21 protein-coding genes are annotated in these 23,435 nt (G+C 70.1%); 6 read left to right on the top strand and 15 right to left on the bottom strand.

Features of this window, described 5'->3' with window-relative positions; all coding sequences use genetic code 11:
• The first annotated feature begins 19 nt into the window (after positions 1-19).
• The gene (locus BI335_RS07370) at positions 20-844 is read left to right on the top strand and encodes an aminotransferase class IV family protein (RefSeq protein ID WP_094430082.1); all 825 of its coding nucleotides are present in this window, start codon (positions 20-22) and stop codon (positions 842-844) included.
• Between the two features lie 64 nt (positions 845-908).
• Here BI335_RS07370 and BI335_RS07365 read toward each other — a convergent pair whose 3' ends face one another.
• Positions 909-1,457: a YceI family protein gene (locus BI335_RS07365; RefSeq protein ID WP_094357860.1), complete on the bottom strand. Its 549-nt coding sequence runs from the start codon at positions 1,455-1,457 to the stop codon at positions 909-911.
• A 119-nt stretch (positions 1,458-1,576) separates the two neighbouring features.
• Here BI335_RS07365 and BI335_RS21835 point away from each other — a divergent pair, with 119 nt between their 5' ends.
• Together BI335_RS21835 and modA are read left to right on the top strand one after the other, a co-directional pair.
• Entirely contained in the window at positions 1,577-1,981 is a 405-nt protein-coding gene (locus tag BI335_RS21835; RefSeq protein ID WP_094430081.1) for a TOBE domain-containing protein, read from the top strand.
• Entirely contained in the window at positions 1,978-2,754 is a 777-nt protein-coding gene (modA, locus tag BI335_RS21830; protein ID WP_094430080.1) for a molybdate ABC transporter substrate-binding protein, read from the top strand. Before BI335_RS21835 ends, modA begins: the two co-directional genes overlap by 4 nt.
• Positions 2,755-2,760: 6 nt before the next feature.
• On the opposite strand, the gene BI335_RS07350 is transcribed toward modA, so the two are convergent.
• The 5 genes from BI335_RS07350 to BI335_RS07330 form a co-directional block, all read right to left on the bottom strand.
• The gene (locus BI335_RS07350) at positions 2,761-4,356 is read right to left on the bottom strand and encodes an alpha/beta hydrolase (protein WP_094430079.1); all 1,596 of its coding nucleotides are present in this window, start codon (positions 4,354-4,356) and stop codon (positions 2,761-2,763) included.
• A gap of 73 nt (positions 4,357-4,429) precedes the next feature.
• On the bottom strand, positions 4,430-5,119 hold the full coding sequence (locus tag BI335_RS07345) for a DoxX family protein (protein ID WP_094357868.1): 690 nt from the start codon (positions 5,117-5,119) through the stop codon (positions 4,430-4,432).
• A 97-nt stretch (positions 5,120-5,216) separates the two neighbouring features.
• Positions 5,217-6,389: a DNA polymerase III subunit delta' gene (locus tag BI335_RS07340; protein WP_094357869.1), complete on the bottom strand. Its 1,173-nt coding sequence runs from the start codon at positions 6,387-6,389 to the stop codon at positions 5,217-5,219.
• Positions 6,386-7,012, bottom strand: a complete 627-nt coding sequence (gene tmk / locus BI335_RS07335) for a dTMP kinase (RefSeq protein ID WP_098476963.1) — start codon at positions 7,010-7,012, stop codon at positions 6,386-6,388. Before tmk ends, BI335_RS07340 begins: the two co-directional genes overlap by 4 nt.
• Before the next feature lies 1 nt (position 7,013).
• On the bottom strand, positions 7,014-8,414 hold the full coding sequence (locus BI335_RS07330; protein ID WP_094430077.1) for a hypothetical protein: 1,401 nt from the start codon (positions 8,412-8,414) through the stop codon (positions 7,014-7,016).
• A 121-nt stretch (positions 8,415-8,535) separates the two neighbouring features.
• Here BI335_RS07330 and BI335_RS07325 point away from each other — a divergent pair, with 121 nt between their 5' ends.
• Positions 8,536-9,744 carry an MFS transporter gene (locus BI335_RS07325; protein ID WP_094399437.1) on the top strand — a complete coding sequence of 403 codons (1,209 nt, stop codon included), beginning with the start codon at positions 8,536-8,538 and terminating at the stop codon, positions 9,742-9,744.
• 11 nt (positions 9,745-9,755) lie between these two features.
• On the opposite strand, the gene topA is transcribed toward BI335_RS07325, so the two are convergent.
• From topA to BI335_RS07300, 5 genes are all read right to left on the bottom strand, one after another.
• Entirely contained in the window at positions 9,756-12,482 is a 2,727-nt protein-coding gene (gene topA, locus BI335_RS07320) for a type I DNA topoisomerase (RefSeq protein ID WP_094399439.1), read from the bottom strand.
• Between the two features lie 107 nt (positions 12,483-12,589).
• Positions 12,590-13,267 (bottom strand): maleylpyruvate isomerase family mycothiol-dependent enzyme, encoded by a 678-nt coding sequence (locus tag BI335_RS07315; RefSeq protein ID WP_094430076.1) that lies wholly within the window; start codon positions 13,265-13,267, stop codon positions 12,590-12,592.
• Positions 13,264-14,094, bottom strand: a complete 831-nt coding sequence (locus tag BI335_RS07310) for a fumarylacetoacetate hydrolase family protein (protein ID WP_094430075.1) — start codon at positions 14,092-14,094, stop codon at positions 13,264-13,266. Before BI335_RS07310 ends, BI335_RS07315 begins: the two co-directional genes overlap by 4 nt.
• Positions 14,091-15,248 (bottom strand): cupin domain-containing protein, encoded by a 1,158-nt coding sequence (locus BI335_RS07305; RefSeq protein ID WP_229117718.1) that lies wholly within the window; start codon positions 15,246-15,248, stop codon positions 14,091-14,093. The genes BI335_RS07310 and BI335_RS07305 overlap by 4 nt, the downstream gene beginning before the upstream one ends.
• 13 nt (positions 15,249-15,261) lie before the next feature.
• Positions 15,262-16,653: an MFS transporter gene (locus BI335_RS07300; protein WP_229117717.1), complete on the bottom strand. Its 1,392-nt coding sequence runs from the start codon at positions 16,651-16,653 to the stop codon at positions 15,262-15,264.
• Positions 16,654-16,716: 63 nt separating this feature from the next.
• Here BI335_RS07300 and BI335_RS07295 point away from each other — a divergent pair, with 63 nt between their 5' ends.
• Entirely contained in the window at positions 16,717-17,493 is a 777-nt protein-coding gene (locus BI335_RS07295) for an IclR family transcriptional regulator (protein ID WP_094357886.1), read from the top strand.
• Between the two features lie 416 nt (positions 17,494-17,909).
• On the opposite strand, the gene BI335_RS07290 is transcribed toward BI335_RS07295, so the two are convergent.
• The 3 genes from BI335_RS07290 to BI335_RS07280 are packed head-to-tail and all read right to left on the bottom strand — an operon-like array spanning position 17,910 to position 20,958.
• The gene (locus tag BI335_RS07290; protein ID WP_094430074.1) at positions 17,910-19,130 is read right to left on the bottom strand and encodes a metal-dependent hydrolase family protein; all 1,221 of its coding nucleotides are present in this window, start codon (positions 19,128-19,130) and stop codon (positions 17,910-17,912) included.
• A complete protein-coding gene (locus BI335_RS07285) occupies positions 19,127-19,579 on the bottom strand; it encodes a GAF domain-containing protein (protein WP_094430073.1) in 453 nt (150 codons plus the stop codon). Before BI335_RS07285 ends, BI335_RS07290 begins: the two co-directional genes overlap by 4 nt.
• A complete protein-coding gene (locus BI335_RS07280; protein ID WP_094430072.1) occupies positions 19,576-20,958 on the bottom strand; it encodes an MFS transporter in 1,383 nt (460 codons plus the stop codon). Before BI335_RS07280 ends, BI335_RS07285 begins: the two co-directional genes overlap by 4 nt.
• Positions 20,959-21,058: 100 nt before the next feature.
• Between BI335_RS07280 and BI335_RS07275 the strand changes: the two genes are divergently transcribed.
• Positions 21,059-21,943, top strand: coding sequence for a MurR/RpiR family transcriptional regulator (locus BI335_RS07275; protein WP_094425696.1), 885 nt, complete (start codon positions 21,059-21,061; stop codon positions 21,941-21,943).
• 1 nt (position 21,944) lies between these two features.
• Here the strand turns inward: BI335_RS07275 and BI335_RS07270 are convergent, their stop codons facing one another.
• Entirely contained in the window at positions 21,945-23,414 is a 1,470-nt protein-coding gene (locus BI335_RS07270; RefSeq protein ID WP_094430071.1) for a DUF7059 domain-containing protein, read from the bottom strand.
• Between the last annotated feature and the right edge of the window lie 21 nt (positions 23,415-23,435).

Here is a 23,435-nt window from a genome sequence, read left to right as displayed (position 1 = left end):
CAACTCCTAGCTTGTCCCCATGCCGATCTCCGAAACCCAGTTCAACGGTAACCGGGCCAGCGCGGAAGACCTTGCTCCGCTGGCATTCGCCGGGTACGCCCACTTCACCGCCATGCAGGTGCGCGACCGCGCGGTCCGCGGGCTCGACCTGCATCTGGCCCGGTTGCGCGCGGCCAGCGAGCAGCTGTTCGGCCGAGCCGTCCCCGATGACCGGATCCGCGACCTGTTGTGCTCCGCGACCGCGGACGCACCGGCCGATCTGTCGCTGACCTGCCATGTGAGTGCCCGCCCGGGCGAGTTCAATCGCGCCAGCACCGACACCGAGCTCGACCTGCTGGTCCGGATCACCGATCCGGTCACCCCGGCACCCGACCCCGTCACCCTGGCCGCGCTGCCCCACCAACGGCATCTCCCCCAGCTCAAGCACGTCGGCGAGGTGGCCAAGACCGAGTTGCTGCGGCGGGCGAACGAGGCCGGCTTCGATGACGCGGTCTTCGTCGACCACTCCGGGCGGATCAGCGAGGCGACGATCTGGAACATCGCCTTCTGGGATGGGACATCGGTGATCTGGCCGCAGGCCGAGCTGCTCGACGGCATCACCCAGCAGATCCTGCGTCGCCGGCTGTCCGCGCAGGGAATCCCGCAGACCACTCGACCGGTCCGGGTGATGGACCTCGATGACCGGTTCGCCGCCGCGCTGATGAACTCCTGGAGCCCGGGCATCCCGGTGTCCCGGATCGCCGATCAGCCCCTCGGCGACCACACCGACCTCATCGGACTGCTGCACCGGGCGTACGCCACAGAGCCACCGGTCCCGCTGTGTGACCCCTCGAAGTCCCAATAGACAAAGAAAAACGGGGTGACGACCTGCCGGTCGCCACCCCGTCCCCGAAAGTTGTTGCGGGAGATCAGGCCTGCTTGATCGCCGAGATCTCGAGCTCGAGCTTGACCTTCTCCGAGACCAGCACGCCACCGGTCTCCAGGGCGGCGTTCCAGGTCAGGCCGAAGTCCTTGCGGTTGACGGTGATCTCACCCTCGAAGCCGGCGCGCTGGTTGCCGAAGGGGTCGGTCGCCGAACCGGTGTACTCGAAGGGAATGGTCACCGGCTGGGTGACACCCTTGATGGTCAGGTTGCCGGCCACGTCGAAGGTGTCGTCGCCGGTCACCTTCACACCGGTGGACTCGAAGTGCCAGCTCGGGTGCTGGGCGACGTCGAAGAAGTCGGGCGAAGCCAGGTGCGCATCGCGATCGGAGCTGCGGGTGTCGACCGAGGCGGGGTCGATGGTGACGCGCACCGAGGAGTTGTCGGGATTCTGGCCGTCCAGGTTGGCGGTGCCCTCGAACTTCTCGAAGGAACCTCGGACCTTGGCCACCATGGCGTGACGCGCGACGAAGCTCAACGAGCTGTGCGCGGCGTCGATGGCGTAGGTCCCGGTCAGTTCGCTCAGGTTGCTCACGTTTCTCCTTCAGAGTTGAATGTTCAATCAATCTACTGCCACTTTCAATCAAAGACAAGTTCACCGCAACTGCGGCATCAGGATGGTGAACGGGACGCAAATGCGTGTAGAACTGTCCCATGCGCAACTATCGGGTGAGCGAAGCCGCGGCACTCCTGGGTGTCAGCGACGACACGTTCCGTCGGTTGGTCGACTCCGGACAGGTGCCGGCCGAGACCGACTCGGCGGGCCGGCTGACCATTCCCGGACCGGACCTGGCGGCGTACGCCGAATCCCGCCCGCAGGCCGCCGAGGACCCCTTCGGCGGCGCACTGTCGGCCCGCAACCGGCTGACCGGCATCGTCACCGAGGTCCGCACCGATGGGGTGATGGGCCAGGTGCAGCTGCGCTGCGGCCCGCACCGGATCACCTCGTTGATCAGCGCCGACTCGGTCCGCGACCTCGGCCTGGAACCGGGTGCCCTGGCGGTCGCGGTGATCAAGGCGACCACGGTGATCATCGAGTCCGAGGGGGCGGCCGAGTGAGCGTCCGGAACGCAACCACCGCAGCGATCGCGGCCATCGGCGTACTCGCCCTCACCGCCTGTTCGCAGTCCCCCGCCGCCGGGGAACCGGCCGCTACCACGAAGCAGACGATCACCGTCTATGCCGCCGCTTCGCTGACCAAGGCCTTCACCCAGCTGGGCAAGGACTACCAGGAGCAGCACCCCGGCAGCACAGTCCGGCTCACCTTCGGCGGGTCGGCGGATCTGCTGACCCAGTTGCAGAACGGCGCCCCCGGCGATGTGCTCGCCACCGCCGACGAGGCGACCATGACCAAGGCGGTGAACGCGAAACTGAACGGCGGCGAACCGGAGATCTTCGCCACCAACCGGCTCACCATCGCCACCGCACCCGGCAATCCCAGGCAGATCGCCTCCCTCGCCGATCTGGACAAGGTCAGTCTGGTCACCTGTGCACCCCAGGTGCCCTGCGGCAATGCCACCGGGCAGGTCGCCCGCGCGGCCGGGGTGACGCTGAAGCCGGTCAGCGAGGAGAACAGCGTGACCGATGTGCTCGGCAAGGTGACCGGCGGCCAGGCCGACGCCGGGATCGTCTATCGGACCGACACCCGGGCGGCCGGTGACAAGGTCACCGCCGTCGACTTCCCGCAGGCCGATCAGGTGCTGAACCGCTACCCGATCGTGGTGCTGGCCTCCTCCACCGGGCCCGGCCCGGCCAAGAGCTTCACCGATTTCATCCGTGGCCCCCGCGGCCAGCAGGTGCTCGCCGACGCCGGCTTCGGCGCCGGCGACTGAGCGGTCTCAGGAGCAGGTGAGGTCGGTCGCCGGTACGCCGGTGGTGAAGGTCTGCACGACCGCATCGTCGACACACTTCGATTTGCCGCCATAGGCCGCGTGCCCCTCCCCCTGATAGGTCAGCAACCGGGCCGCGCCGAGTTCGCGAGCCATCCGGGGGGCGTATTCGTAGGGTGTGGCCGAGTCCCCGGTCGTGCCGATCACCAGGATCTGGGGCACCCCGGGGGCGGTGACCGGACCGGGCATCGGTTTCGGCGGCACCGGCCAGCTCGGGCAGACGTAGTCGGGTCCGAAGTAGCGCCCGAAGATCGGTGCCTGCCGGGTCTCCTGCTCGGCCTTCGCGTCGGCGGCGGCCAGGCCCTTGTCCGGGCGGTCCAGGCAGCGGATCGCGTCGAAGGCGTACGCCCGGTTCGCGTACCGGCCATCGGCGCTGCGGCCCTCGTAGCTGTCGGCCATCTCGAGCAGCGCCCTGCCGTCCCCGGCGCGTGCCTGCTCGATCGCCTCGAGCAGCTTCGGCCAGCCGGATTCGGTTCCGTACAAGGAAGAGATCACCCCGGTCACCGCCAGTGACTGGGTCAGCGGCCGGTTCCCGCCGGCCGGGATCGGGGCCCCGTCGGCACCGTCGAAGAGACCGGTGATCCGGGCGAGGACAGCCGCGCGATCGCTGCCCAGACTGCAGTTCCGGCCGGCGCACCAGTCCGCGAATTCGGTCAGCGCCCGGTCGAAGCCCATCGCCTGCACCACCGACTGGTCGTCGGGGATCACGTTCACCGCACTGTCCAGCACCATCGCCCCGACCCGGTCGGGATACATCTGGGCATAGCGGGAGCCGATCGCGGTGCCATAGGAGTAGCCGAGGAACTGCAGCTTCGGATCGCCGACGAGCCCGCGCAACAGATCCAGGTCGCGCACCGTGTCGACGGTCGAGATGTGCTCCAGCAGTTCGCCCGAGTTGGCCAGGCAGGCGCGGCCGAAATCGGCGTTCAGCTGCCGGTACGCCGCCCGCTCGGCCTCGTCGTCGGGTGAACTGTCCGCGGCCAGCAGGGTGTCGGTCTGGGCCGGGTCGGTGCAGCGCACCGGGGTGGAGGCACCGGTGCCACGCGGATCCCAGCCGACGATGTCGTACTGCTCCAGACCGGTACGCTGCAGACCGGCCGCCAACCAGCGACCACCCTCCCCCGGCCCACCGGGGTTGACGAACAGGGTGCCCAGCCGCGGCTGCCTGCTGGCCGGGACCTTGAGCAGCGCCAGGGTGACCGCACGCTCGTCGGGGCGCTCGGCATCCAGCGGGGCGAGGGCATTCGCGCACTCGTACGCCCGGTTGCCGATCGTGCAGCGGTTCCAGTCGAGGCGCTGCTGCTGATAACGGGTGGGACCTGCACCCGGGGGCGGGTCGACGAGCCCGGTCGGGGTGACCTCGGGGATCGGCAGCTGCGGCCGGTCCGGTGCGGTGGCCTCGCCGGCCGGACGGGTGGCGGCCGGCTGCGGCGTACCGAACAGGGCGGGGTCGGGCGCGGGGGCCGGTGCTGGTGCGGCGGCGCTGCACCCGGTGACGGTCATCGCGAGGGCGAGCAGCCAACCGATTCCCAGCCGCGCCCTCATGGGTGCAAATGTAGGCGGATCGGGGTAACCGCGATGGTCACCCCGATCCGCCGTGGGTCGAGCAGGGTCGGTATCAGGCCTTGGCGGCCGCGCGACGGCGCCGGAAGGCGGCGTCCACGCTGGCACCACCGGCGCCGACGCAGAGGAACAGCAGACCGACGGCACCGAGCAGCAGCTCCAGCTCACCGGACAGGGTGTTGCCGGTGAACGGGTTCTGCACCCACTTCACGAACACCAGCGCACCGATGCCGATGGCGGCCAGGCCGAGACCGGCGAGCCGGGTCAGCAGGCCGAGCACCAGGGCGAGCGCGATCGCGACCTCGCTGGCGGCGAGCACATAGCTCATGATCACCGGCTCGGGGATGATCGTGTTGTTCAGCATCTGCTGCACCGAGCCGATGTCCATCGCCTTGGCGTAACCGTGGATGCCGATGATGCCGGCGGCGACCAGGCGGAGCAGCAGCAGGCCGAGCGAACCGAGGAACTTGTCGGTGGTGCGCTTCGGCTTCGGGGCGACCGCGACCGGCTCGGGCTCGGTGTTCTTGCGGCGGGTGCCCAGGGCCTTCTCCCGCTCGCGGCGGCGACGCTCGCGCTCGGCGGCGTCGGCGGGCGGGGCGGGGACCGGCTGCACCTGGGTGCGCTCGTCACCGGTATCGAGACGCGCGGTCCGCTCATCCTGCGAATCGACGCCCTCGAGGTCGAGCGGCTGGGTCTCCTCGACTGCCGAGGAGCCGGAACGGGGAAGAGTCTCGCGTACGCTCATGTGGGAAGTCCTTCGACGGTGGGGAAGTCAAGAGGTCTGTCGGCTGACCGCTATCAGGCTAACTCCGCGGCCGGCGTACGCCCGGGAGCGACACGGGTCAGCGATCGGCTTCCACCAGTGAGATCAGCATCGATTCGACCGCGAGCAGCGGCGCCACATTGCCCTCCAGGGCGGTCCGGCAGGCGAGCAGGGCGTCGATCCGCCGCAGCGTCGCCTCCGGGGTGGTCCGCCGGGCCAGGACGCCGATCTGCTTGCCCAGTTCGGGATTGACCAGCTCGGCATCCGCCCCGGTCTGGGTGGCGAGGACATCGCGGTAGTAACCGGTCAGCTCGGTCAGTGCCCGATCCAGGGCGTCGCGCTGCAGCCGCTTGGCGCGGGCCTTCTGCTGCTCCTCGAGATCCTTCAGTGCGGCGGCGGCCTGCCGCGGCCGGGCGCCCTTGGTGCCGAAGCCGAGCGCCTCCTCCAGCTCCTTGCGCTCCCGGGCATCGAGCTCGGCGGTGGCCACCGAGGCCTCCTCGCTGGTCGCCGCGACCAGGTCGGCGGCCGCGTCCAGGCAGGGCCCCAGCCCGGTCAACCGGCCGGGAATGGCGAGCACCTCGCGGCGCCGGTTGCGGGCGCCCTCGTCGCGGGCCAGTGCCCGGGCGCGGCCGACGTGACCACTCGCGGCACGGGCCGCGTACGCCGCCATCGCCGGGTCGATGCCGTCGCGGCGGATCAGCAGCTCGGCGACCGCGGCCGGGTTCGGGGTGGTCAGGGTGAGCAGCCGGCACCGGGAGCGGATGGTGGCGACCACGTCATCGGGGGTGGGCGCGCAGAGGATCCAGACCGTCCGCTGGGCCGGCTCCTCGATCGCCTTGAGCAGCGCGTCGGCACCCCGCTCGGTGACCCGGTCGGCGTCCTCGACGACGAGCACCTGCTTGCGGCCGAGGGTCGGACTCATCGACGCCCGGCGGACCAGGTCGCGGACCTCCTCGACACCGATCGACAGCATCTCGGTGCGGACCAGGGTGACATCGGGATGGGCCCCGGACAGCGCGGTCCGGCAGGCGGTGCACTCACCGCAACCGCCGCGCTCGCACTGCAACGCCGCGGCGAACGCGCGCGCGGCGTTGGAGCGCCCCGACCCGGGCGGCCCGGTGATCAACCAGGCGTGGCTCATCGCATGCTGCTCGCCGCGGACCGCGCGGGACAGCACGTCGATCGCGGGCTGCTGGCCGACCAGGTCGGCCCACACCCCCGGTGCGGGCGCGGTCTGCGGGGAACTGGTCATGGCCCCAGTGTGCCGCGCGGCACCGACAACGACCCAGCCACCCGCTCGGCCACCGCGGCGGCGATCTCGTCGCGGCTGCGGCGGGCCGGCAGCACCAGATAGCGGTCCGGGTCGGCGGCGGCGAGTTCGAGGAACGCCGCTCGGACCCGGGCATGGAACTCCACCCCGAGCCCCTCCAGCCGGTCCTTGCTCTCCTTGCGGTGCACGGCCTCGTCGGGATCGACATCGAGCAACACGGTCAGGTCGGGTCGCAGCCCGTCGGTGGCCCAGTCGACCAGCCCGGCCACCTGGTCGGCACCCAGGCCCCGCCCCGCGCCCTGGTAGGCGATCATCGAGTCGATGTAGCGGTCGCAGACCACCACCGAGCCGTCGGCGAGCGCCGGGCGTACCACCTGCGCCAGATGCTGCGCCTTGTCCGCGGCGATCAGCAGCGCCTCGGCGCGCAGGTCGACCTCGCCGGTGCCCGGGTCCAGCACGATCCGGCGGATCTGCTGGCCCAGCTCGGTGTCACCCGGTTCGTGGGTGAGCAGCACCCGCTGCCCGCGGGCGGCCAGCCAGTCGGCGAGCCGGCGCACCTGGGTGGACTTGCCGGCGCCGTCACCACCCTCGAAGACGACGAACACCTCACAGCTCCTTCGCGGCGCGGCGCAGCCGACGCTCGATCCGGGGCCAGTCGTCGAGCAGGTCCGCGCGGGCGTCCTGTTCGGCCACCGCGACCCGCTCATAGGCCCGGCCGGCGGCGAACGCCTGCTCCGAGGTCAGATCGTCCAACCGCAGCTGCTGCCGCTCGTCGTGGGCTTCCAGACACTCATCCAGCGCGGCCACCAACCGGGTCGCCCGGCGGCGCAGGGCGCGGACCGGTTTCGTCTCCTCGGCCTGTACGCCGCAGCAGTCGCGTACCCCCTCCGCGGCCCGCAGCGCGGCCAACCAGTCGCCGTCGGCCCCCTCCTCGGCGGACAGCCCGGCCATCGCCCGGCGCAGGTCCCGGACCCGTTGCCGCAACAGCCCGCTCAGCGCGGTACCGGCCGGTTCCGCACCCGCGTCACCGAGCGCCGGGGCCCGGCTCGCCGACACCAACCGGTCCAGCAGCCGCAGATAGCGCTCCCCGGACAGCTCGGCCGGCACGGTGTCGGCGGTGGTGCCGCGGACCGCCTGCGCGGCCCAGTCGAGTTCGGCGGCGAGGTCACCGCTCCACTGCGGATCCAGCAGCGGGACCATCCCCTGCAGCTCGGTCCGCATCCGCAGCAGTTCACCGGCGAGCTCGCGGGCCCCGCGGCGATGGCCGCCGCGGACCGCGAGGTCGGCGCGGGTGATCCGCCGCAACCGGGCCGCGAGCAATCCGCCGACGAACCGCTCCAGGGTGTCCTCGGGATCGGGGTCGCGGCCCTCGGGCAGGTCGCTGAGACCGGTCGCGGGGGCACCGAGACGCTGCGCCAGCGGCGGGAACCCGGCGACCTGGGTGCCGCCGGCGGCGTTCAGCGATCCGGTGAGCCAGGCGGCCTGGCCGCTGGTCAGCCGATTGCCGACCCCGGTCAGGGTGAGCTGACGGTACCGGGCGGTGGTGACCCCACCGGAGCGGACCTGGACGGCCTCGTTGCGGAGCACCGCGACCAGCCGCTTCTCGGCGTCGCGCAGCGCGTACTCCTCCCGGCGGCAGGTCAGTGCCGCGGTCGGGCCGAGCGCCGCGCCGCGTCGGAACGGGCGGACCAGGTCGGCGAGCTCGTCGGGCAGATCGCCCTCGCCGAGCTGTTCGATCCGCTCGGTGGGCAGCCAGGGTTCCCAGCCGTCGGCGGCCAGATACCACTCACCGCGCCCCTCCAGCACCCGGTGCGCCAGCCAGATCCCGGCGCGCACCAGCCGGTGGTCGGGGGCGTCCAACACGGTCACGTCGATCGTGTAGGGGGCGTACTCGCCGCCGCGCTGCGAGACGCTGGCGAGCCCGAGTTCGGGGTTGACGAGCCGGCCGACGGGGGCGTGCCAGGGCAGCTCGAAACGGCGCACCTCGACCCGACGATTCTTGCCCATCGGCGTGATCCTAGCCGTTCGGCGGGGACCGCGGTTCCGGGTTAGACTTGGGGCACTCTGTGGGTCTGGTGAGCACGCGGCGTGGTCGGGAGCGTGCCGATGAGTCGTCCCCGGAGGATGCGTGATCGAGTTGTCCGACCAGACTTCCAGTTCCCGACCGGTACGCCGCCAGCAGCCCAGTCTGCTGCGTACCGGCGGGCTGCCCTTCCTGTTGACCGCGGCCTTCGGCCGGTTGCCCGCCGCGATGATCCAGCTCGGGGTGCTGCTCTATGTCACCCGCGCCGGCGGTGGCCTGGCGACCGCCGGTCTCGCGGTCGCCGCCCTCGGCATCGGTACCGCGGTGGGTGCCCCCGTCGTCGGCCGGCTGGTCGATCGGCACGGCGCCCTGCCGGTGCTGCTCGGCGCCACCGCGATCCAGCTCGGTTCGCTGTTCGGCCTGATGTGGGTCGGGGTGTCGGTGCTGCCCGCCCTGCTCGCGCTGGCCGCCCTGCTCGGCGCCGCCAATCCGCAGGTGGCGGCGATCGCCCGCAGCCGCTGGACGCGGTTGGCGCGGTACGCCGACGACCGCCCGGATGTCGCCGGCGGGGACCAGTTGGTACGCCGCGCGCTGGGTTACGAGTCCGCGATCGATGAGGTCAGCTTCGTCCTCGGCCCGGCCGTCGGCGGGGTGCTGATCGGCGCCCTCGGCGCTCGCCCCGGGTTGCTGGTGATCGCCGCACTGACCCTGTTCGGTCAGGGCGCGTTCGCGCTGTTCCTGCTCCGCGAACCGACATCGGCCCTGGCCGGGCAGAGCGGCCGCGGGCCGATCCCGTGGCGGGTGATGCTGGCGCCGCTGCTCGCGGCGGGAGCCGTCGGCGTCGGTTTCGGCAGCCTGCAGACCGGTCTGGCCGCGCACTTCGAGGCCGTCGGGCAGGCGGGCCTGACCGGGCCGGTGTACGCCGTGGTCGGCGTCGGCAGCGGTGTCGCCTCGCTGCTCACCGGCCGACTGCCGGGGCCGGTCTGGCCGCGGCTGCCGATCGGCGGGGTGATGCTGGTCGCCGGTGCGCTGCTGATGGCCGGCACCCTCGATTCGTTGCCGCTGCTGGTGCTCGGCGCCCTGCTCGCCGGGCTCGGGATCGGCCCGATCCTGGTCAGCGCCTTCACCCTGGTCGAGCGGTTCGCCCCCCGCGCCTCGCTGACCACCGCGATGACGGCGATGGCCACCGCCACGGTGCTCGGGGTCTCCCTGGGTGCGGCGGTCGGCGGCCGGCTCGACCAGCCGCTGCTGATGGCCGTCGCTGCCGGCGTCCTGGCCGCCCTGTTGGGCGTACCGGCCCGGAAAGCCGACTGAGCGTACGTCGGTCAGCTCTTCTTGGCGGCCTTCTTCGCCGCGGTCTTCTTGGCCGGGGCCTTCTTGGCGGTCGACTTCTTCGCTGCGGTCTTCTTGGCGGGGGCCTTCTTGGTGGCCTTCTTCGCCGTCGCCTTCTTGCGGGTGGCCTTCTTGGCCGGGCCCTTGGCGCGCTTCTCGGCGAGCAACTCGGCACCACGCTCGGCGGTGATCGCCTCCACCGAGTCGTCGCGGCGCAGGGTCGCGTTGGTCTCCCCGTCGGTCACATAGGGACCGAACCGGCCGTCCTTGACCACCATCGGCTTGCCGGAGGCCGGATCGTCGCCGAGTTCCTTCAGCGGCGGCTTGGCGGCAGCCCGGCCGCGGCGCTTGGGCTGGGCATAGATCGCCTCGGCCTGCTCCAGGGTGATGCTGAAGATCTGGTCCTCGGTCTCCAGCGAACGGGAGTCGGTGCCCTTCTTCAGATACGGCCCGTAACGGCCGTTCTGCGCGGTGATCTCGACGCCCTCGGCGTCCTTGCCGACCACCCGCGGCAGGTTCATCAGTTCCAGGGCCTGCTCGAGGGTGACGGTGTCGATGTCCATGGTGCGGAACAGCGACCCGGTCCGCGGCTTGGCCGACTTCGGCGCATCCTCACCGAGCACCTCGGTGACATAGGGCCCGAAGCGACCGTTGCGGGCGACCACCGGGTTGCCGGTCTGCGGATCGGTGCCGAGCTCGCGCTCCTCACCCATCGGCTTGGCCAGCAGCTCCTTGGCGTACTCGACGGTGAGCTCATCGGGCGGCAGATCCTCGGGCACATTGGCCCGCTTCTCCTCCGGCCCCTCGACATAGGTGCCGTAGCGACCGACCCGGACCACGATCCCGGAGTCCAGGTCACCGAGCGGGAAGGTCGACAGCCGACGGGCGTCGATCTCGCCGAGCTCGTTGACCAGGGAGTGCAGCCCGGCCGCGTCCCCGGCGCCGAACCAGAAGTCCTTGAGCACCTCGAGCCGGGCCATGTCACCGCGGGCGACCTCATCGAGGTCGGCCTCCATGGTGGCGGTGAACTGGTAGTCGATCAGCTTCGGGAAATGTTCCTCCAGCAACCGGGTGACACCGAACGCGAGCCAGGTCGGTACCAGCGCGGAGCCGCGCTTGAAGACGTAGTCGCGGCTGGTGATGGTGCGGATGATCGAGGCATAGGTCGAGGGCCGGCCGATCTCCAGCTCCTCCAGCTTCGCCACCAGCGAGGGCTCGGTGTAGCGGGCCGGCGGCTTGGTCTCGTGGCCGCTGGCGGTCACCTTCTCCGCGCTCAGCGACTGGCCCTGGACCAGCTGCGGCAGCCGGGACTGGGCGTCGTCGGACTGGCTGCCCTCGCGGGACTCGTCGACCGCCTCCACGTACGCCTTCAGGAAGCCGTGGAAGGTGATGGTCCGCCCCGAGGCGGTGAACGTGCAGACCTCGGGGGTCGCGCCGCTGGCGGTGATCCTCACCGTGACGGTCTGGCCCTCGGCGTCCTTCATCTGGGAGGCGATGGTCCGCATCCAGATCAGCTCGTAGAGCCGGAAGTGGTCACCCGACAGCCCGGTCTGGGCCGGGGTCTGGAAGGTCTCACCGGCGGGCCGGATCGCCTCGTGCGCCTCCTGGGCGTTCTTCACCTTGGAGGCGTACGCCCGGGGCTGGGCGGGCAGATAGTTCCCGCCGAAGAGCTGCTGGACCTGGTTGCGGGCGGCACTGATCGCCTGCGCCGACAGCGCCACCGAATCGGTACGCATGTAGGTGATGAAGCCGCGCTCGTAGAGGTCCTGGGCCACCGACATCGCCCGCTGCGCGGAGAAGCCGAGCTTGCGGCCGGCCTCCTGCTGCATCGTGGTGGTCCGGAAGGGGGCGTACGGCTTGCGGGTGTAGGGCCGCGAATCGACGCTGGCCACCTGCCAGTCGGCCTGCGGCAGCGCGTCGGCGAGCGAGCGGGCGGCCTGCTCGTCCAGGTGCACCAGATTGCTGCCGGTGAGGTTGCCGCGGGAGTCGAAGTCGCGGCCCTGGGCGACCCGGCGCTCCCCCACCTGGGTGAGCCGGGAGGTGAAGGTGGGCGGCTCGGCCTCGCTGCCGGCGTTCAGCAGCGCGTCGAGATCCCAGTAGCTGGCGGAGCGGAACGCCATCCGCTCCCGTTCCCGGTCGACGACCAGCCGGGTCGCCACCGACTGCACCCGGCCCGCCGACAGCCGCGGCTTGACCTTGCGCCAGAGCACCGGGGAGACCTCGTAGCCGTAGAGCCGGTCCAGGATCCGGCGGGCCTCCTGCGCATCCACCAGATCGATGTCCAGTTCGCGCGGGTTGGCCACCGCTTCCTGGATCGCCTGCTCGGTGATCTCGTGGAAGACCATCCGCAGCGCCGGCACCTTCGGCTTGAGCTGCTGCATCAGGTGCCAGGCGATCGCCTCGCCCTCGCGGTCACCGTCGGTGGCCAGCAGCAGTTCGTCGGCGTCGGCGAGCGCCGCCTTCAACTCGCGGACGGTGCCCTTCTTCTCGGCGGGCACCACGTAGAGCGGGTCGAAATCGTCGGGGATGTTCACCCCGAGCCGCGCCCACGGCTGGCCCTTGTACTTGGCGGGGATGTCGGCCGACCCCTGCGGCAGGTCGCAGATGTGGCCCCGGCTCGACTCCACGACATAGCCGTCGCCGAGGTAGCTCGCGATCTTGGACGCCTTGGTGGGCGACTCGACGATGACGAGGCGGCGCGGGACTGTCTGGGTCGTCACGATTGCCTTTCTGCCTGAACGGGGTCGGTACGGCGGAAGCGTACATGTTCATCCCATCCGTACCAGTCGGCACGAAATCACGCCCCCGCCGCGGAGTGACCGCCGTCTCAGAGCCAGGCAGGCAGCTCCGGACCACCCACCGGGTTTCCGCGACCGCTGAGATATGCCGTCATCTCGGCGAGTGTTCCGGTGAGCCGAACCGGTTCCCCGGACCCGCTGACCTGCCAGGTCTCCCCGGTGTCGCTGCTGTGCAGCTCCAGCGCCGGACCCTGGTCGGCCCGCTTGGCGGCGATCTCGGTGACCAGCCGGGAGCAGAACTCGATCGGCGCCTGGTTGAAGCCGTTGCCGAGATCGAGATCGAGATCGACCAGGTGCACCCACAGTTCCCGGTTGCGCATCCAGACGGTTTCACCGGCCGGGACGGTACGCCCCTGGGCGGTGCGGACCGCGTGCTGCCACTGGTCCTCGGTCAGGGCGGCCCAGTCGGTGTCGAGCCGCGCGGCGGAGTCGGTGAACCAGTCCCGCAGTTCGCTGCCGGGGCGCTGGCCCCCGGCCTCGATGTCGGCATTGCGCTGGCCGGTGGAGGAATACATCGGCGTCTCCACCCCGGTACGCGCCCAGGCGACCAGGTTGGTGAGCGCGTCCGCGTTCGCCGCCAGGTGGGCCACCAGGTGCTTGCGGGTCCACCCCGGCAGCCCCGAGGGCGCCTGGAAATCCTGTTCTGACAGGGATTCCAGGGCCTCGGTGACCGCGGCGGTGCCGTCGCGGGTCCAGTCCAGCCTCACAGCTGCTCCTCGACGATCCGGTTGCGCTGGGCGCCGACCCCCTCGACCTCGGTCTCCAGGACCGAACCGGGGTGCAGATAGACCGGTGGCTTGCGGGCATGGCCGACGCCGCCGGGCGTACCCGTCGCGATCACGTCTCCGGGCTGCAGCCGGGTGAAGGTGGAGATGTATTCGACCAGGCGCACCGGGTCGAAGACCAGCTCGGCGGTGTTGTTGTCCTGCATGATCTCGCCGTCCACCCTGGTGGTCACCCGCAGCGCGGGGCGGGTGCCGCCGACCTCGTCGGGGGTGACCAGATAGGGGCCGAGCGGGGTCTGCTTCTCCCACGCCTTGCCCTGGGTCCACTCCTTGGTGCGGTACTGCCAGTCGCGGACGGTGACGTCGTTGAGGGTGGCGAAGCCGGCGATCGCGGCCTCGCCGTCGGCACCGGTGAGCCGGCGGCCGCTGGCGCCGACGATCACCGCCAGCTCGACCTCCCAGTCGAAGGCCTCGGTCTCCGGCGGCAGCGGGATGTCGTCGAAGGCACCGGTGAGCGCATCGGGGTACTTGGAGAAGATCGTCGGATATTCGGGCAGGTCGCGGCCCATTTCCTTGATGTGATTCGCGTAGTTCAACCCGACGCAGACGATCCGCTGCGGGTTGACCACCACCGGGGCGAAGTTGGCCTCGGCCACCGCGATCCGCGGACCGTCGACGGCCGCGATCGCCGCCATGTCCGGGTGGGCCAGCAGAGCCCGGACATCGGGGGCCGGCAGCGCGACGAGCTCATCGCCCTCGAGGCGGGCTGCCTGGGTGCCGTCGGCGGTGTGGATGGTGGCGAGTTTCATGCGTTCTCCTGTTCGCGGTAGAGATTGAGGGCTTCGAAGATGGGGGCGTCGGAGAAGCTGAACAGATCCAGCGCACCCGAGTCGGAATCCGAACCGGTCGCGGTCGAGGTGACGCTGAACTGCTGCCAGGACGGCACCACGAAGAGGTCGCCGCGGGTGACGCTCCAGCTCTGCTCCCCCACCCGGACCCGGCCGGAACCGTCGAAGACCTGATAGACGCTGCTGCCGACCCGACGGATCGGGGTGGTCTCGGTGCCGGGGGTGATCCGGTGGATCTCGGTGCGGATGGTGGGCAGCACGTCCCGGGCGGTCTGCGGGTTGGTGTAGCGGACCGCGGCGTGCCCGGGTTCGGGCAGCACCTCGGGGCGGTTGCGGGCCACTTCGAGCTGCCCGGTGAGCGCCGCATCGGTGGCGCTCCAGCGATAGGCGAGCAGCGGTGAGGAGGGGCTGGTACGCCCGGCCGCGGTGAGCGGGGTGAGCCCGCCGTGGCGCCACAACTTCTCGGAGTCGGACAGTTCCGGGGTGCCGGTGTTGTCCAGCTCCTCGGGGCCGAACTCGAAGAAGGTGCTCTCCGCGGCGTACTGGAAGGGGATGTCGAGCCCGTCGATCCAGGCCATCGGGTTGCCACTGGGGTTGTGGTGGGCGTGCCAGTTCCACGACCCCTGCGGCAGGAAGTCACCGCGCTGCATGGCGACCGAGTCGCCGTTCACCAGTGTCCACACGCCCTGGCCCTCGACGACGAATCGGAATGCGTTCTGGGTGTGCCGGTGATAGGGCGCGGTCTCCCCCGGGCCCAGGTATTGGATGGCGCACCACAGGTTCGGTGCGATGTAGGGCCGGCCGCCCAGGCTCGGGTTGGCCAGCGCGATCGCCCGGCGTTCCCCGCCCCGGCCGACCGCGACGATCCGACCGGCCTGCTCGGCCAGCGGCAGCAGATCCGCCCATCGCCACAGGTGGGCGGCCGCCTTGGACTGCGGGTTGGCCGGCATCAGGTCACCGATCTCGTACCACAGCGGGATCAGCAGCTCCTTCTCGAAGGAGCGGTAGAGCTCGGTGAGCTCAGCGGTGATCGGCGGCTGCGTGGGCCCCTCGATGGGCGGCAATTTCACCGGGGAGGACTGCTGCATCGGTTCGGAAGCGTGATCGACAGACACGATGGATCCCCTTTCAGGAGGAGGTTTCTGAGATTACCGGAGCGGGCGACTGGGTCACCTGGCGGTGCTTGACGGTCACCGCGATGATCGCCAGCAGAATCGCCGAGATCCCTGCTGCGATGGCGAATGCGGCGAAGTTGCTGCCCACGTTGCCCCTGGGACTGGTGGGTGAGGTGGTCCAGTCGAGCAACCAGCCACCGACCTGCGGTGCGGCGACCGCACCGATCCGGCCGATCCCCAGCGCGAGGCCGAGCGCGGCGCCGCGCAACCGGGCCGGATAGTGGGTGGTGATCGCGGCGATGATCAGGCACTGGGTACCGTGGGTGCCGATGCCGGCGAAGATCAGCGCGGCATAGATCGGCGCCAGCGAGCCCGGGTAGGTGAGCAGGAAGGCGAGGCCGAGCCCGGCCGCCAGCGCGGCGACGACGGCACTGCGCACGGGCCCGAACCGGACGCCGGCCCAGGCGGTCAGCGCGGACCCGACGACGGCGCCGAGGTTCAATGCCAGCAGGAATCCCAGCGGGTTGCCCATGTCGAAGCGGGCATCGGAGGCCATCAGCTTGGGCAGCCAGGTGCCCAGCCCGTACCAGGCGAACAGGGTGGTCAGCGTCGCGGCGGAGAACAGGATGGTCGGCAGCAGCCACGGCTGGTGGAACGGGCCACCCTGCTTGTTCACCTCGGACTGCTCGGCGACCACGCTGGCTTCGTCGGTGAATCGGATCCCGTAGATCGCCTCCACCCGTTCGGCTGCTGCCACCCGTCCCTTGGAACGCAACCAGGACGGGGATTCCGGCAATGCGAAGAGGCAGATGATGATCACCGCGACCGCGGCGAAACCGATCAGATACATCTCGTGCCAGGTGCCTGCGGTGGGCTGCTTGGGCAGCAGGAAGATGCCGATCACGGCGGCGATCGAACCGCCGATCGGCACCCCGGACATCATGATGGTGGACACCGCCGAACGGAAGCGCGGGCGTACGAACTCCGCGGTGAGCGCATTGGCCGACGGCACCAGACCGCCGAGCCCGATCCCGGCGATGAAGCGGAAGGCGCCGAACATCGTCTGATCGGTGGCGAAGGCGCAGGCCGCGGTGAAGACCGAGAACAGTGCCGTGCAGACCAGGATGGTGTTGCGCCGACCGAGGTGGTCGGCCAGGTAGCCGGCGACCAGGGCCCCGACCATCATTCCGGCGAAGGCGAGGGAGCCGACGAACCCAGCGGCACCGGCCGACAATCCCCATTCAGCCTGGAGATGCGGCAACGTGGTGCCGTACACGATCAGGTCGTAGCCGTCGAAGACCACCAGGATCCAACAGAGCAGGACGACCAGCCAGGCCGGACGGCGATGGCCGGCACTCGAATCGTCCGGACGACGACGTCCGGCACTCATTTCATTGAGAGGCATGCCTTCCATGGTGAATCCGTTCCACGGATAGGAACAGGTAATTCTCTATAGCAGAATGGAGCCATGACGGTACGCGCCACGACCCGCAAGGACCGGCCCTCCTATGCGTTGGCCTCGGTGGACAATGCGTTGCGACTGGCGGCGATGCTGCAACTGGAGGGAGAGTTGAGCGTCGCCGAGATCGCCCAGCGACTGGAGGTGGCGCCCTCGACGGCGCACCGGTTGGCGCGGATGCTGGTCTATCGCGACTTCGCGGTGCAGGGTGCGGATCGGCGTTACGGTCCCGGCCGGGTGCTGGCCGGTGGCGGCGACACCCCGTCCCTGACCGCCCGGTTGCGGGAGGCCTCGTTGCGGCCGTTGGCGCTGCTCACCGAGGTGGTGCAGGAGACCAGCCATCTGATGATCCTGGTCGGTGGCAATGTGCGGTTCCTGGCGAGTGCGGAGTCCCCGCACCAGCTGCATGTCGGCACCCGCGAGGGGATGCTCTTCACCGCGCACCGGACCGCCGGCGGGATGATGCTGCTCTCCGAGCTGTCCGATGAGGAGGCGTTGGAGCGCTGTCTGGAGACCGGCGACCCGGTGGATCCCGACTGGTTGCGGACCGAGCTGGCGAAGGTGCGCCGGGCCGGGATCGCGATGAACCGCGGCCGCTCCGAGCGCGGGGTGACCGCCTTCGGCCGGCTGGTCCGCACCACCGACGGGGTCGGTGTCGCCGCCGTCACCGTCGCCCTGCCGACCACGCGTTACAACCCGGCCTGCGGTCGGCTGATCAAGGAGGCCACCACCGAGGCGGTACGCCGCGTCGAGGCCGGCCTCCGCTCCGATTCGCTCACCAAGTAGCCACCCCCACGCTCATCGAGGAGCTCGGCATGCGCAGCGCAGCGGAACGTACGCTCATCGAGTAGCTCGGCATGCGCAGCGAAGCGGAACGTACGCTCATCGAGTAGCTCGGCATGCGTAGCGAAGCGGAGCAATGCCGAGCGTGTCGAGATGAGCGCACCTCGATAGCAGCCCGCCGAAATCTGCGGCTCGATTGCAGATCCGTGCCCAGATCGGCCGATTCCGCGATCGAGCCGCAGATTTCGCAGGGCCACGTGAACAACCGGCCCGGATCCCCCGGCCCTCACGCGCGGTAGGCGTACACCTTGCCGCCCCGCAGGGCTGTCGCGAACCCCTTGTCTCCTTGGACATCGATCCTCCAGGGGTGGCGTGCCAGTCCACACGGTGCGATCGGCCCCAGGAGTTCGAGTGCCGGGTCAGGACCGTCCGGCTTGTTCACCGGCGACCACCCGGCCACCCTGCAGCACGTGCCGCAGCCGGCTCTCGGCCAGCACCGAGATGTCGGCCACCGGATCACCGTCCACCACCACCACATCGGCGTACGCCCCCTCGGCCAGGGTGCCCAACTCGTCCTCGCGGCGCAGCAACCGCGCGGCGACCGAGGTGGCGCCGCGGATCACGTCGACCGCCGGGATGTGTTCGGCGCGGATCGCGAACTCCCGTGCCTGGTGGCGATGCATCCCGCCGAGCAGATCGGTGCCGAAGGCGGGGTTCACACCCCCGGCATGGGCGAGCTTCAGCGCGCGGACACCCCCGTCGAGCACCGCGGCCACCTTCGCGAGCTGATCGGCGGGCAGCCCGAAGCGTTGGCCCTCGTCGGCGAGCGCCCAGTAGGTGACCAGGTTCATCGTGACGAACGCGTCCTTCTCCCGCAGCATCGCCACCGTCTCCTCATCGATCAGGTTCGCATGCTCGATGCTGCGGACCCCGGCCTCCAGCGCCCGTCGGATCGCCCGCGAGGTGTACGCATGGGCGGCGACATAGCGGTTGGCAGCCTCGGCCTCCTCGACCGCGGCACGCATCTCCGCCAACGAGTACTGCACCGAATCGATCCGGTCGGTCGGTGAGGCCACCCCGCCGGAGGCCATGATCTTGAGATGGTCGGCACCCTTGCGCAGCTCGTCCCGCGCCGCCCGGCGCACCTCGTCGACGCCGTCGGCGACCCGCCCGAGCCCGGCGCAGCACTGGCTCGGGTCGTAACCGTTGCGGCCCGCCGGCCGCACGTCGCCATGCCCACCGGTCTGCGAGAGAGCCCTGCCTCCGAAGAAGATCCGCGGCCCGCGTACCAGCCCCTCCCGCTGCGCACGGTGGTAGCCGAAGTCGGCACCGCCCACATCGCGCACCGTGGTGAAGCCCCGATCCAGCATGCCGCCCATGATCTCCGCGGCACCGAGCGCCACGTAACTCGGCGGCGTGTCCGGCAGCGATGCCAGATCGGCCGAACTGGCCATGATGTGCACATGGCAATCGATCAGACCGGGCAGCACGAAGCGATCGCTGACATCCAGCCGTTCGTCCCCGCCGAGCGACTCCCCGACCTCGACGACCCGGCCGTCGCGGATCCGCAGATCGTGGGTGTGCCAGTCACCGGTCCCGGGATCGAACACCCGCCCACCGCTCAGCACCAGCTCGCTCATCCAACGCTCCTTTCGATCGCGTACGCCGAACGCTCGGCAATGCGTTCGGCCAGTCGCACCGAGTCGGCGGCATAGTGCCCCTCGGCATCGAGAATGTTCAATGCTCCAACGGTTTCCCCGCCGACGACGACGGGCACGTTGATGATGCTGCCGCAACCGAGTGCGGCGATCAGCTCGTGATCGGCGAACACCTGGCGCACCTGCTCGGGAGTGGCACCGAAGAAGCTGCGCTGCTCGACCAGGCAGCGCTGGACCCAGCCGGGCGAGATCTCGGTGGCCACCTGTTTGCGGCCACCGACCGGGTACGCCTCCGGTTCCGATGACCACACCCGGGTGAGTATCCTGCCCTCATCCTCGAGGGCGAGCACGGTGAACAACCGGAAACCGAGCTCCCGGCGGACCTCCTCCTGCACCGCGGCGAGGTCGGCGAACGACTCCACCCCGTTCATCGCAGCCGCCCCGCCTCACCCTGCTCCACCTGGGCGGAAATCCCTTCCAGGGAACGGCCCTTGGTCGGGACGGCGAACAGCAGCGTGCAGATGATACCGACCGCGAGCACGGCGGTGGTCATCCCGAAGACGCCAGCGAATCCCCACTGGGTGGCGAAAACTCCGATGATCAGCGGCGCGGTGATCGAACCGATCCGGCCGAACGACGAGCTGAAGCCCACTCCGGTGGCCCGCAGCCAGGTCGGGAAGACCTCGGGGGTGTAGGCGTACACGCCGGCGTAGGTGCCATTCAGGAAGAACGAGAGCGCGATGCCGGCGGCGGTGATCCACACCGGATCGGTCATCTGGCTCAACCAGTAGGCGCTGACGGCCGAACCGGCCAGATAGATCGCGATCGTGTACTTGCGATCGAGACGTTCGTTGACCCAGGCGGCGCTGAAGTAACCCGGGATCTGCGCCAGGTAGATCAGGATCGAGAAGTTGAAGGACCGGGTGACGCCGATCCCCTTCTCCACCAGCAGAGTCGGGATCCAGGAGAAGAAGCCGTAGTAGGAGAAGGTGATCACGAACCAGATGAGCCAGGTCACCGAGGTGACCCGCCACAGCTGCGGCCCCCACAGATGCCGCAGCGCCGACCCCAGGGTGAACTTCCGCGGCGCGGGCTCCTCGGGATGGTTGGGGTCGATGGGTGGCAGTTCCGCCCCGGTCGCCCGTCGGACGCCGTCCTCCAGTCCGGCGACGACCGCCTCGGCCTCCTCGGTACGCCCGTTGTTCTGCAGGTAACGCGGCGATTCGGGCAGCTTCCGTCGCCACCACAGCAGCATCACGATCGGCAGGAAGGTGATCACCTGGGCCCAGCGCCAGCCGTGTGGCACGGTCGGTACCACGAAGCGGCCGATCAGGGCGGCGAGGACGAACCCGAAGGAGAAGAAGCCCGACAGCGCACCGACGAACCAACCGCGGCGAGCCTTCGGAACGAACTCGGACAGGAAGGGCGCGATGATCGCGCTCTCCGCACCCGCGCCCGCACCGGCGATGACCCGCATGACCAGAAAGATCGGGAAGTTGGGGGCGGCGGCCGCGATCAGCGAGGCGACCGCGTACACCACCAGGGAATACATCATCACCTTCTTGCGCCCGATCCGATCGCCGAGATAGCCGGCCAGGATGGCACCGAACAGGAAGCCGAACGGGGCCGCCGAGGCGACCAGCCCGAGGGTCGCGTTGTCCAGTTCGAAGACCCGCTTCACATCGGGCAGCAGGAACGCCACGACCGCGGCGTCCATGCCGTCGAAGGTGTAACCGAAGCCGCCGATCAGCAGCAGCAGGTAGTGCGGCCTGCTCAGGGGCAGCCGGTCGAGGCGGGCGGACAGAGACATGCCAACTCCGTTCGGTCAGGTGCCCACACGCTAAGGAAGCAGATTTGCGAGGTCAATGGATCACGCAAGAAATCTTTCACCACGGGATTAGACTGCGCCCATGACCCTCCCCGCCGGTGACAGCGTGCAGGACTGGCTCCGTTCCCTGCTGCCGGCCGAGGGGCTCTCGGAGCGGGCCGCGCGCGTCTACCACCATCTGGCACTGCACCCTGGTGAGGCCGCCCACGTCCCGGCGAGCGAGGTCGCCGCGGCCACGGGCACCAGCCTGTCCACGGTCACCCGGGTCGCGCAGCGGCTCGGCTTCCGCGGCTGGCCCGAGCTGCAGCGCGAACTGCGCTCCCGATATCTGGCCGGCTTGTCGCTGGCCGAGATCACCGCCACCCACCACAGCGACGAGTCACCGCCGTGGAATTCGCTGCGCCACGATCTCGCCCTGCTCGATGACACGCTGCGCAGCTGGGATCCCGAGGCGGTGCAGCGGAGCGCCGCGCTGATCGCCGCCGCGGATCGGGTGCATGTGACCGCGCAGGGCAGCTTCGCGGCGGTCGGTCATGCCCTGAAACACAATCTCGGCCTGGCCGGCTACCCGGTCGGCGAGCTGCTCAGCGAGTCATCGATGCTGGCCAACGCGGTCTCCCGGATGGGCGCCGGAGATCTGCTGGTGGTGTGCAGCTACTGGCGGCTCTACAACGACTCGGTGATCGCCGCCCAGCGGGCGCACCGTGCGGGTGCGCAGGTGATCGTGATCGCCGATCACCTGGCACCCTCGCTGGCCGGGTCGACCGATGAGGTGGTGCTGGTCTCCAGCGAGAGCAGTTCGTTCTTTCCCTCCCTGACCGGGGCGATGGCGATCGCCCAGGCCCTGGTCGCCACGGTGGCGAGCCTCGACCCCGAGCGAACCCTGCAGGCACTGGCCCGCGCCGAGGAGGGCTGGGAGGGGTTCGGACTGCTGCACCACTCGGTGCCGCGGGACCGGGCGCGTTGAGTCAGCGCACCAGCATCCCGGTGATCAGCAGCTCCCGGATCCGCGGCAGCACCTCATCCCGCAACTCATCGGCATCCACCTCGAGCAGCCCGGCGACCGCATTGATGATCACCCCGAGCGACAGCTCGCCGTCGCTGGCACCGAGTACGCCACCGAGTGCGGTGTCCACCTCGACGGCGCGACGCAGTCCCAGTGCCGAGCGCAGCACCACATGCCGCGGATCGGCGGCACCGGGCGTACCGATCGTCTCCTGGTCGACGCCGTCGGCGAGCCGCCAGTTGGTGGCCAGCACCTCGGCGTCGGTGAGCCGGGCGTTCACCGCGGCCTCCCGGAACTGCCCCAGCGCGGCACCGACGGGTTGCTGCACCGCATGCGGCCAGGACTCGATCCGCAGCTGCGGGTCGGTGGTCTCGCTGCGGGTCAGCTGCAGCCACCCCATCCCGACCGATTCGATGCCGAGCCGATCGAAGTAGTCCAGCCACTCCCGGTACCGGGGCAGATATTCCGGGCGACCCAGCAGCCCCGCATCGGCGAGCCAGATCTCCACGTATTCGTAGGGATCCAACCGTTCCCGTTCGATCACCAGCGCATCGCACCCGCCCGGGATCCAGCCGGCGACCCGGTCGGCCCACCGATCGGGATCGATGATCGCCCAGTTTCCCAACACCTGCAGGGATCCACCGACCTCGAGGTGGTCCACCGAACCGCGCACGATCGCCTCCACCAGACCATCGGCGACCATCGACCCCTCCCGATAGACCAGCCGCTCACCATCGGGCGGGCTCATCACATAGGGCGGATTGCTGACGATCAGATCGAACCGCTCCCCCGCGACCGGCTCGAACAGGGACCCCAGCCGCTGCTCCACCTCGACCCCGCTCAGCGCGAAGGTCCACTCGGCCAGTCGGTTCGCGCGTGGGTTCAGATCGGTGGCCACCACCCGTTCGGCATGCCGGGCCAGATGCAGACTCTGTACGCCCCCGCCGGCACCCAGATCGAGCGCGGAGCGCACCGGGTCCCGCATCGTCAGCTGCGCCAGCGAGGTGGACGCCGAGGACACCCCGAGCACGTACTCCCCGGCCTGCGGCCCGGCGATCGAGTCGAGCCCGTTGACCAGATCGGAGACCACGTAACCGGTGGCCCCGTCGTCGTCGCTGGCGTACGGTCGGATGTCCACCAGGGCCCGCACCCGGTCACCGCTCATCCCCAGGATCTCCTGCTCGCACAGCGATTCCCAGCTCTGCGGCAGCGCTCGGCAGACCGCATCGGCAGCGACCGGTTGCTGCAGCAACCAGATCCTGATCAAGGTCGCCAGCTCGTCATCCGCCTCGGCCAGGGTGCGGTCGGCCGCCACCGTGGAGTTCCGGCCCAGGCCGGCCTGCCCGGCTGCCCCGATCCGGGCCAGCACCTCATCCACGGTGTAACCCAACTCGCCGAACCGATCCCTCAGGCGTCTCGCCGTCTCGCGCATCCCGGCACGATATCCCGCCCC

Origin of the sequence: Enemella evansiae, from assembly GCF_002250705.1 — a bacterium.
GTDB classification, from domain to species: domain Bacteria; phylum Actinomycetota; class Actinomycetes; order Propionibacteriales; family Propionibacteriaceae; genus Enemella; species Enemella evansiae.
This window is presented reverse-complemented; position numbering and strand designations above follow the sequence as displayed.

Coding starts and splice junctions, on each gene's coding strand:
- BI335_RS07300 (WP_229117717.1), bottom strand. CDS start 16,653: ATGCCTCTCAATGAAATGAGTGCCGGACGTCGTCGTCCGGACGATTCG.
- BI335_RS07330 (WP_094430077.1), bottom strand. CDS start 8,414: ATGGGCAAGAATCGTCGGGTCGAGGTGCGCCGTTTCGAGCTGCCCTGG.
- BI335_RS07340 (WP_094357869.1), bottom strand. CDS start 6,389: ATGACCAGTTCCCCGCAGACCGCGCCCGCACCGGGGGTGTGGGCCGAC.
- BI335_RS07350 (WP_094430079.1), bottom strand. CDS start 4,356: ATGAGGGCGCGGCTGGGAATCGGTTGGCTGCTCGCCCTCGCGATGACC.
- BI335_RS07310 (WP_094430075.1), bottom strand. CDS start 14,094: ATGAAACTCGCCACCATCCACACCGCCGACGGCACCCAGGCAGCCCGC.
- BI335_RS07370 (WP_094430082.1), top strand. CDS start 20: ATGCCGATCTCCGAAACCCAGTTCAACGGTAACCGGGCCAGCGCGGAA.
- BI335_RS07275 (WP_094425696.1), top strand. CDS start 21,059: ATGACCCTCCCCGCCGGTGACAGCGTGCAGGACTGGCTCCGTTCCCTG.
- BI335_RS21835 (WP_094430081.1), top strand. CDS start 1,577: ATGCGCAACTATCGGGTGAGCGAAGCCGCGGCACTCCTGGGTGTCAGC.
- BI335_RS07290 (WP_094430074.1), bottom strand. CDS start 19,130: ATGAGCGAGCTGGTGCTGAGCGGTGGGCGGGTGTTCGATCCCGGGACC.
- BI335_RS07345 (WP_094357868.1), bottom strand. CDS start 5,119: ATGAGCGTACGCGAGACTCTTCCCCGTTCCGGCTCCTCGGCAGTCGAG.
- BI335_RS07270 (WP_094430071.1), bottom strand. CDS start 23,414: ATGCGCGAGACGGCGAGACGCCTGAGGGATCGGTTCGGCGAGTTGGGT.
- BI335_RS07295 (WP_094357886.1), top strand. CDS start 16,717: ATGACGGTACGCGCCACGACCCGCAAGGACCGGCCCTCCTATGCGTTG.
- BI335_RS07285 (WP_094430073.1), bottom strand. CDS start 19,579: ATGAACGGGGTGGAGTCGTTCGCCGACCTCGCCGCGGTGCAGGAGGAG.
- BI335_RS07280 (WP_094430072.1), bottom strand. CDS start 20,958: ATGTCTCTGTCCGCCCGCCTCGACCGGCTGCCCCTGAGCAGGCCGCAC.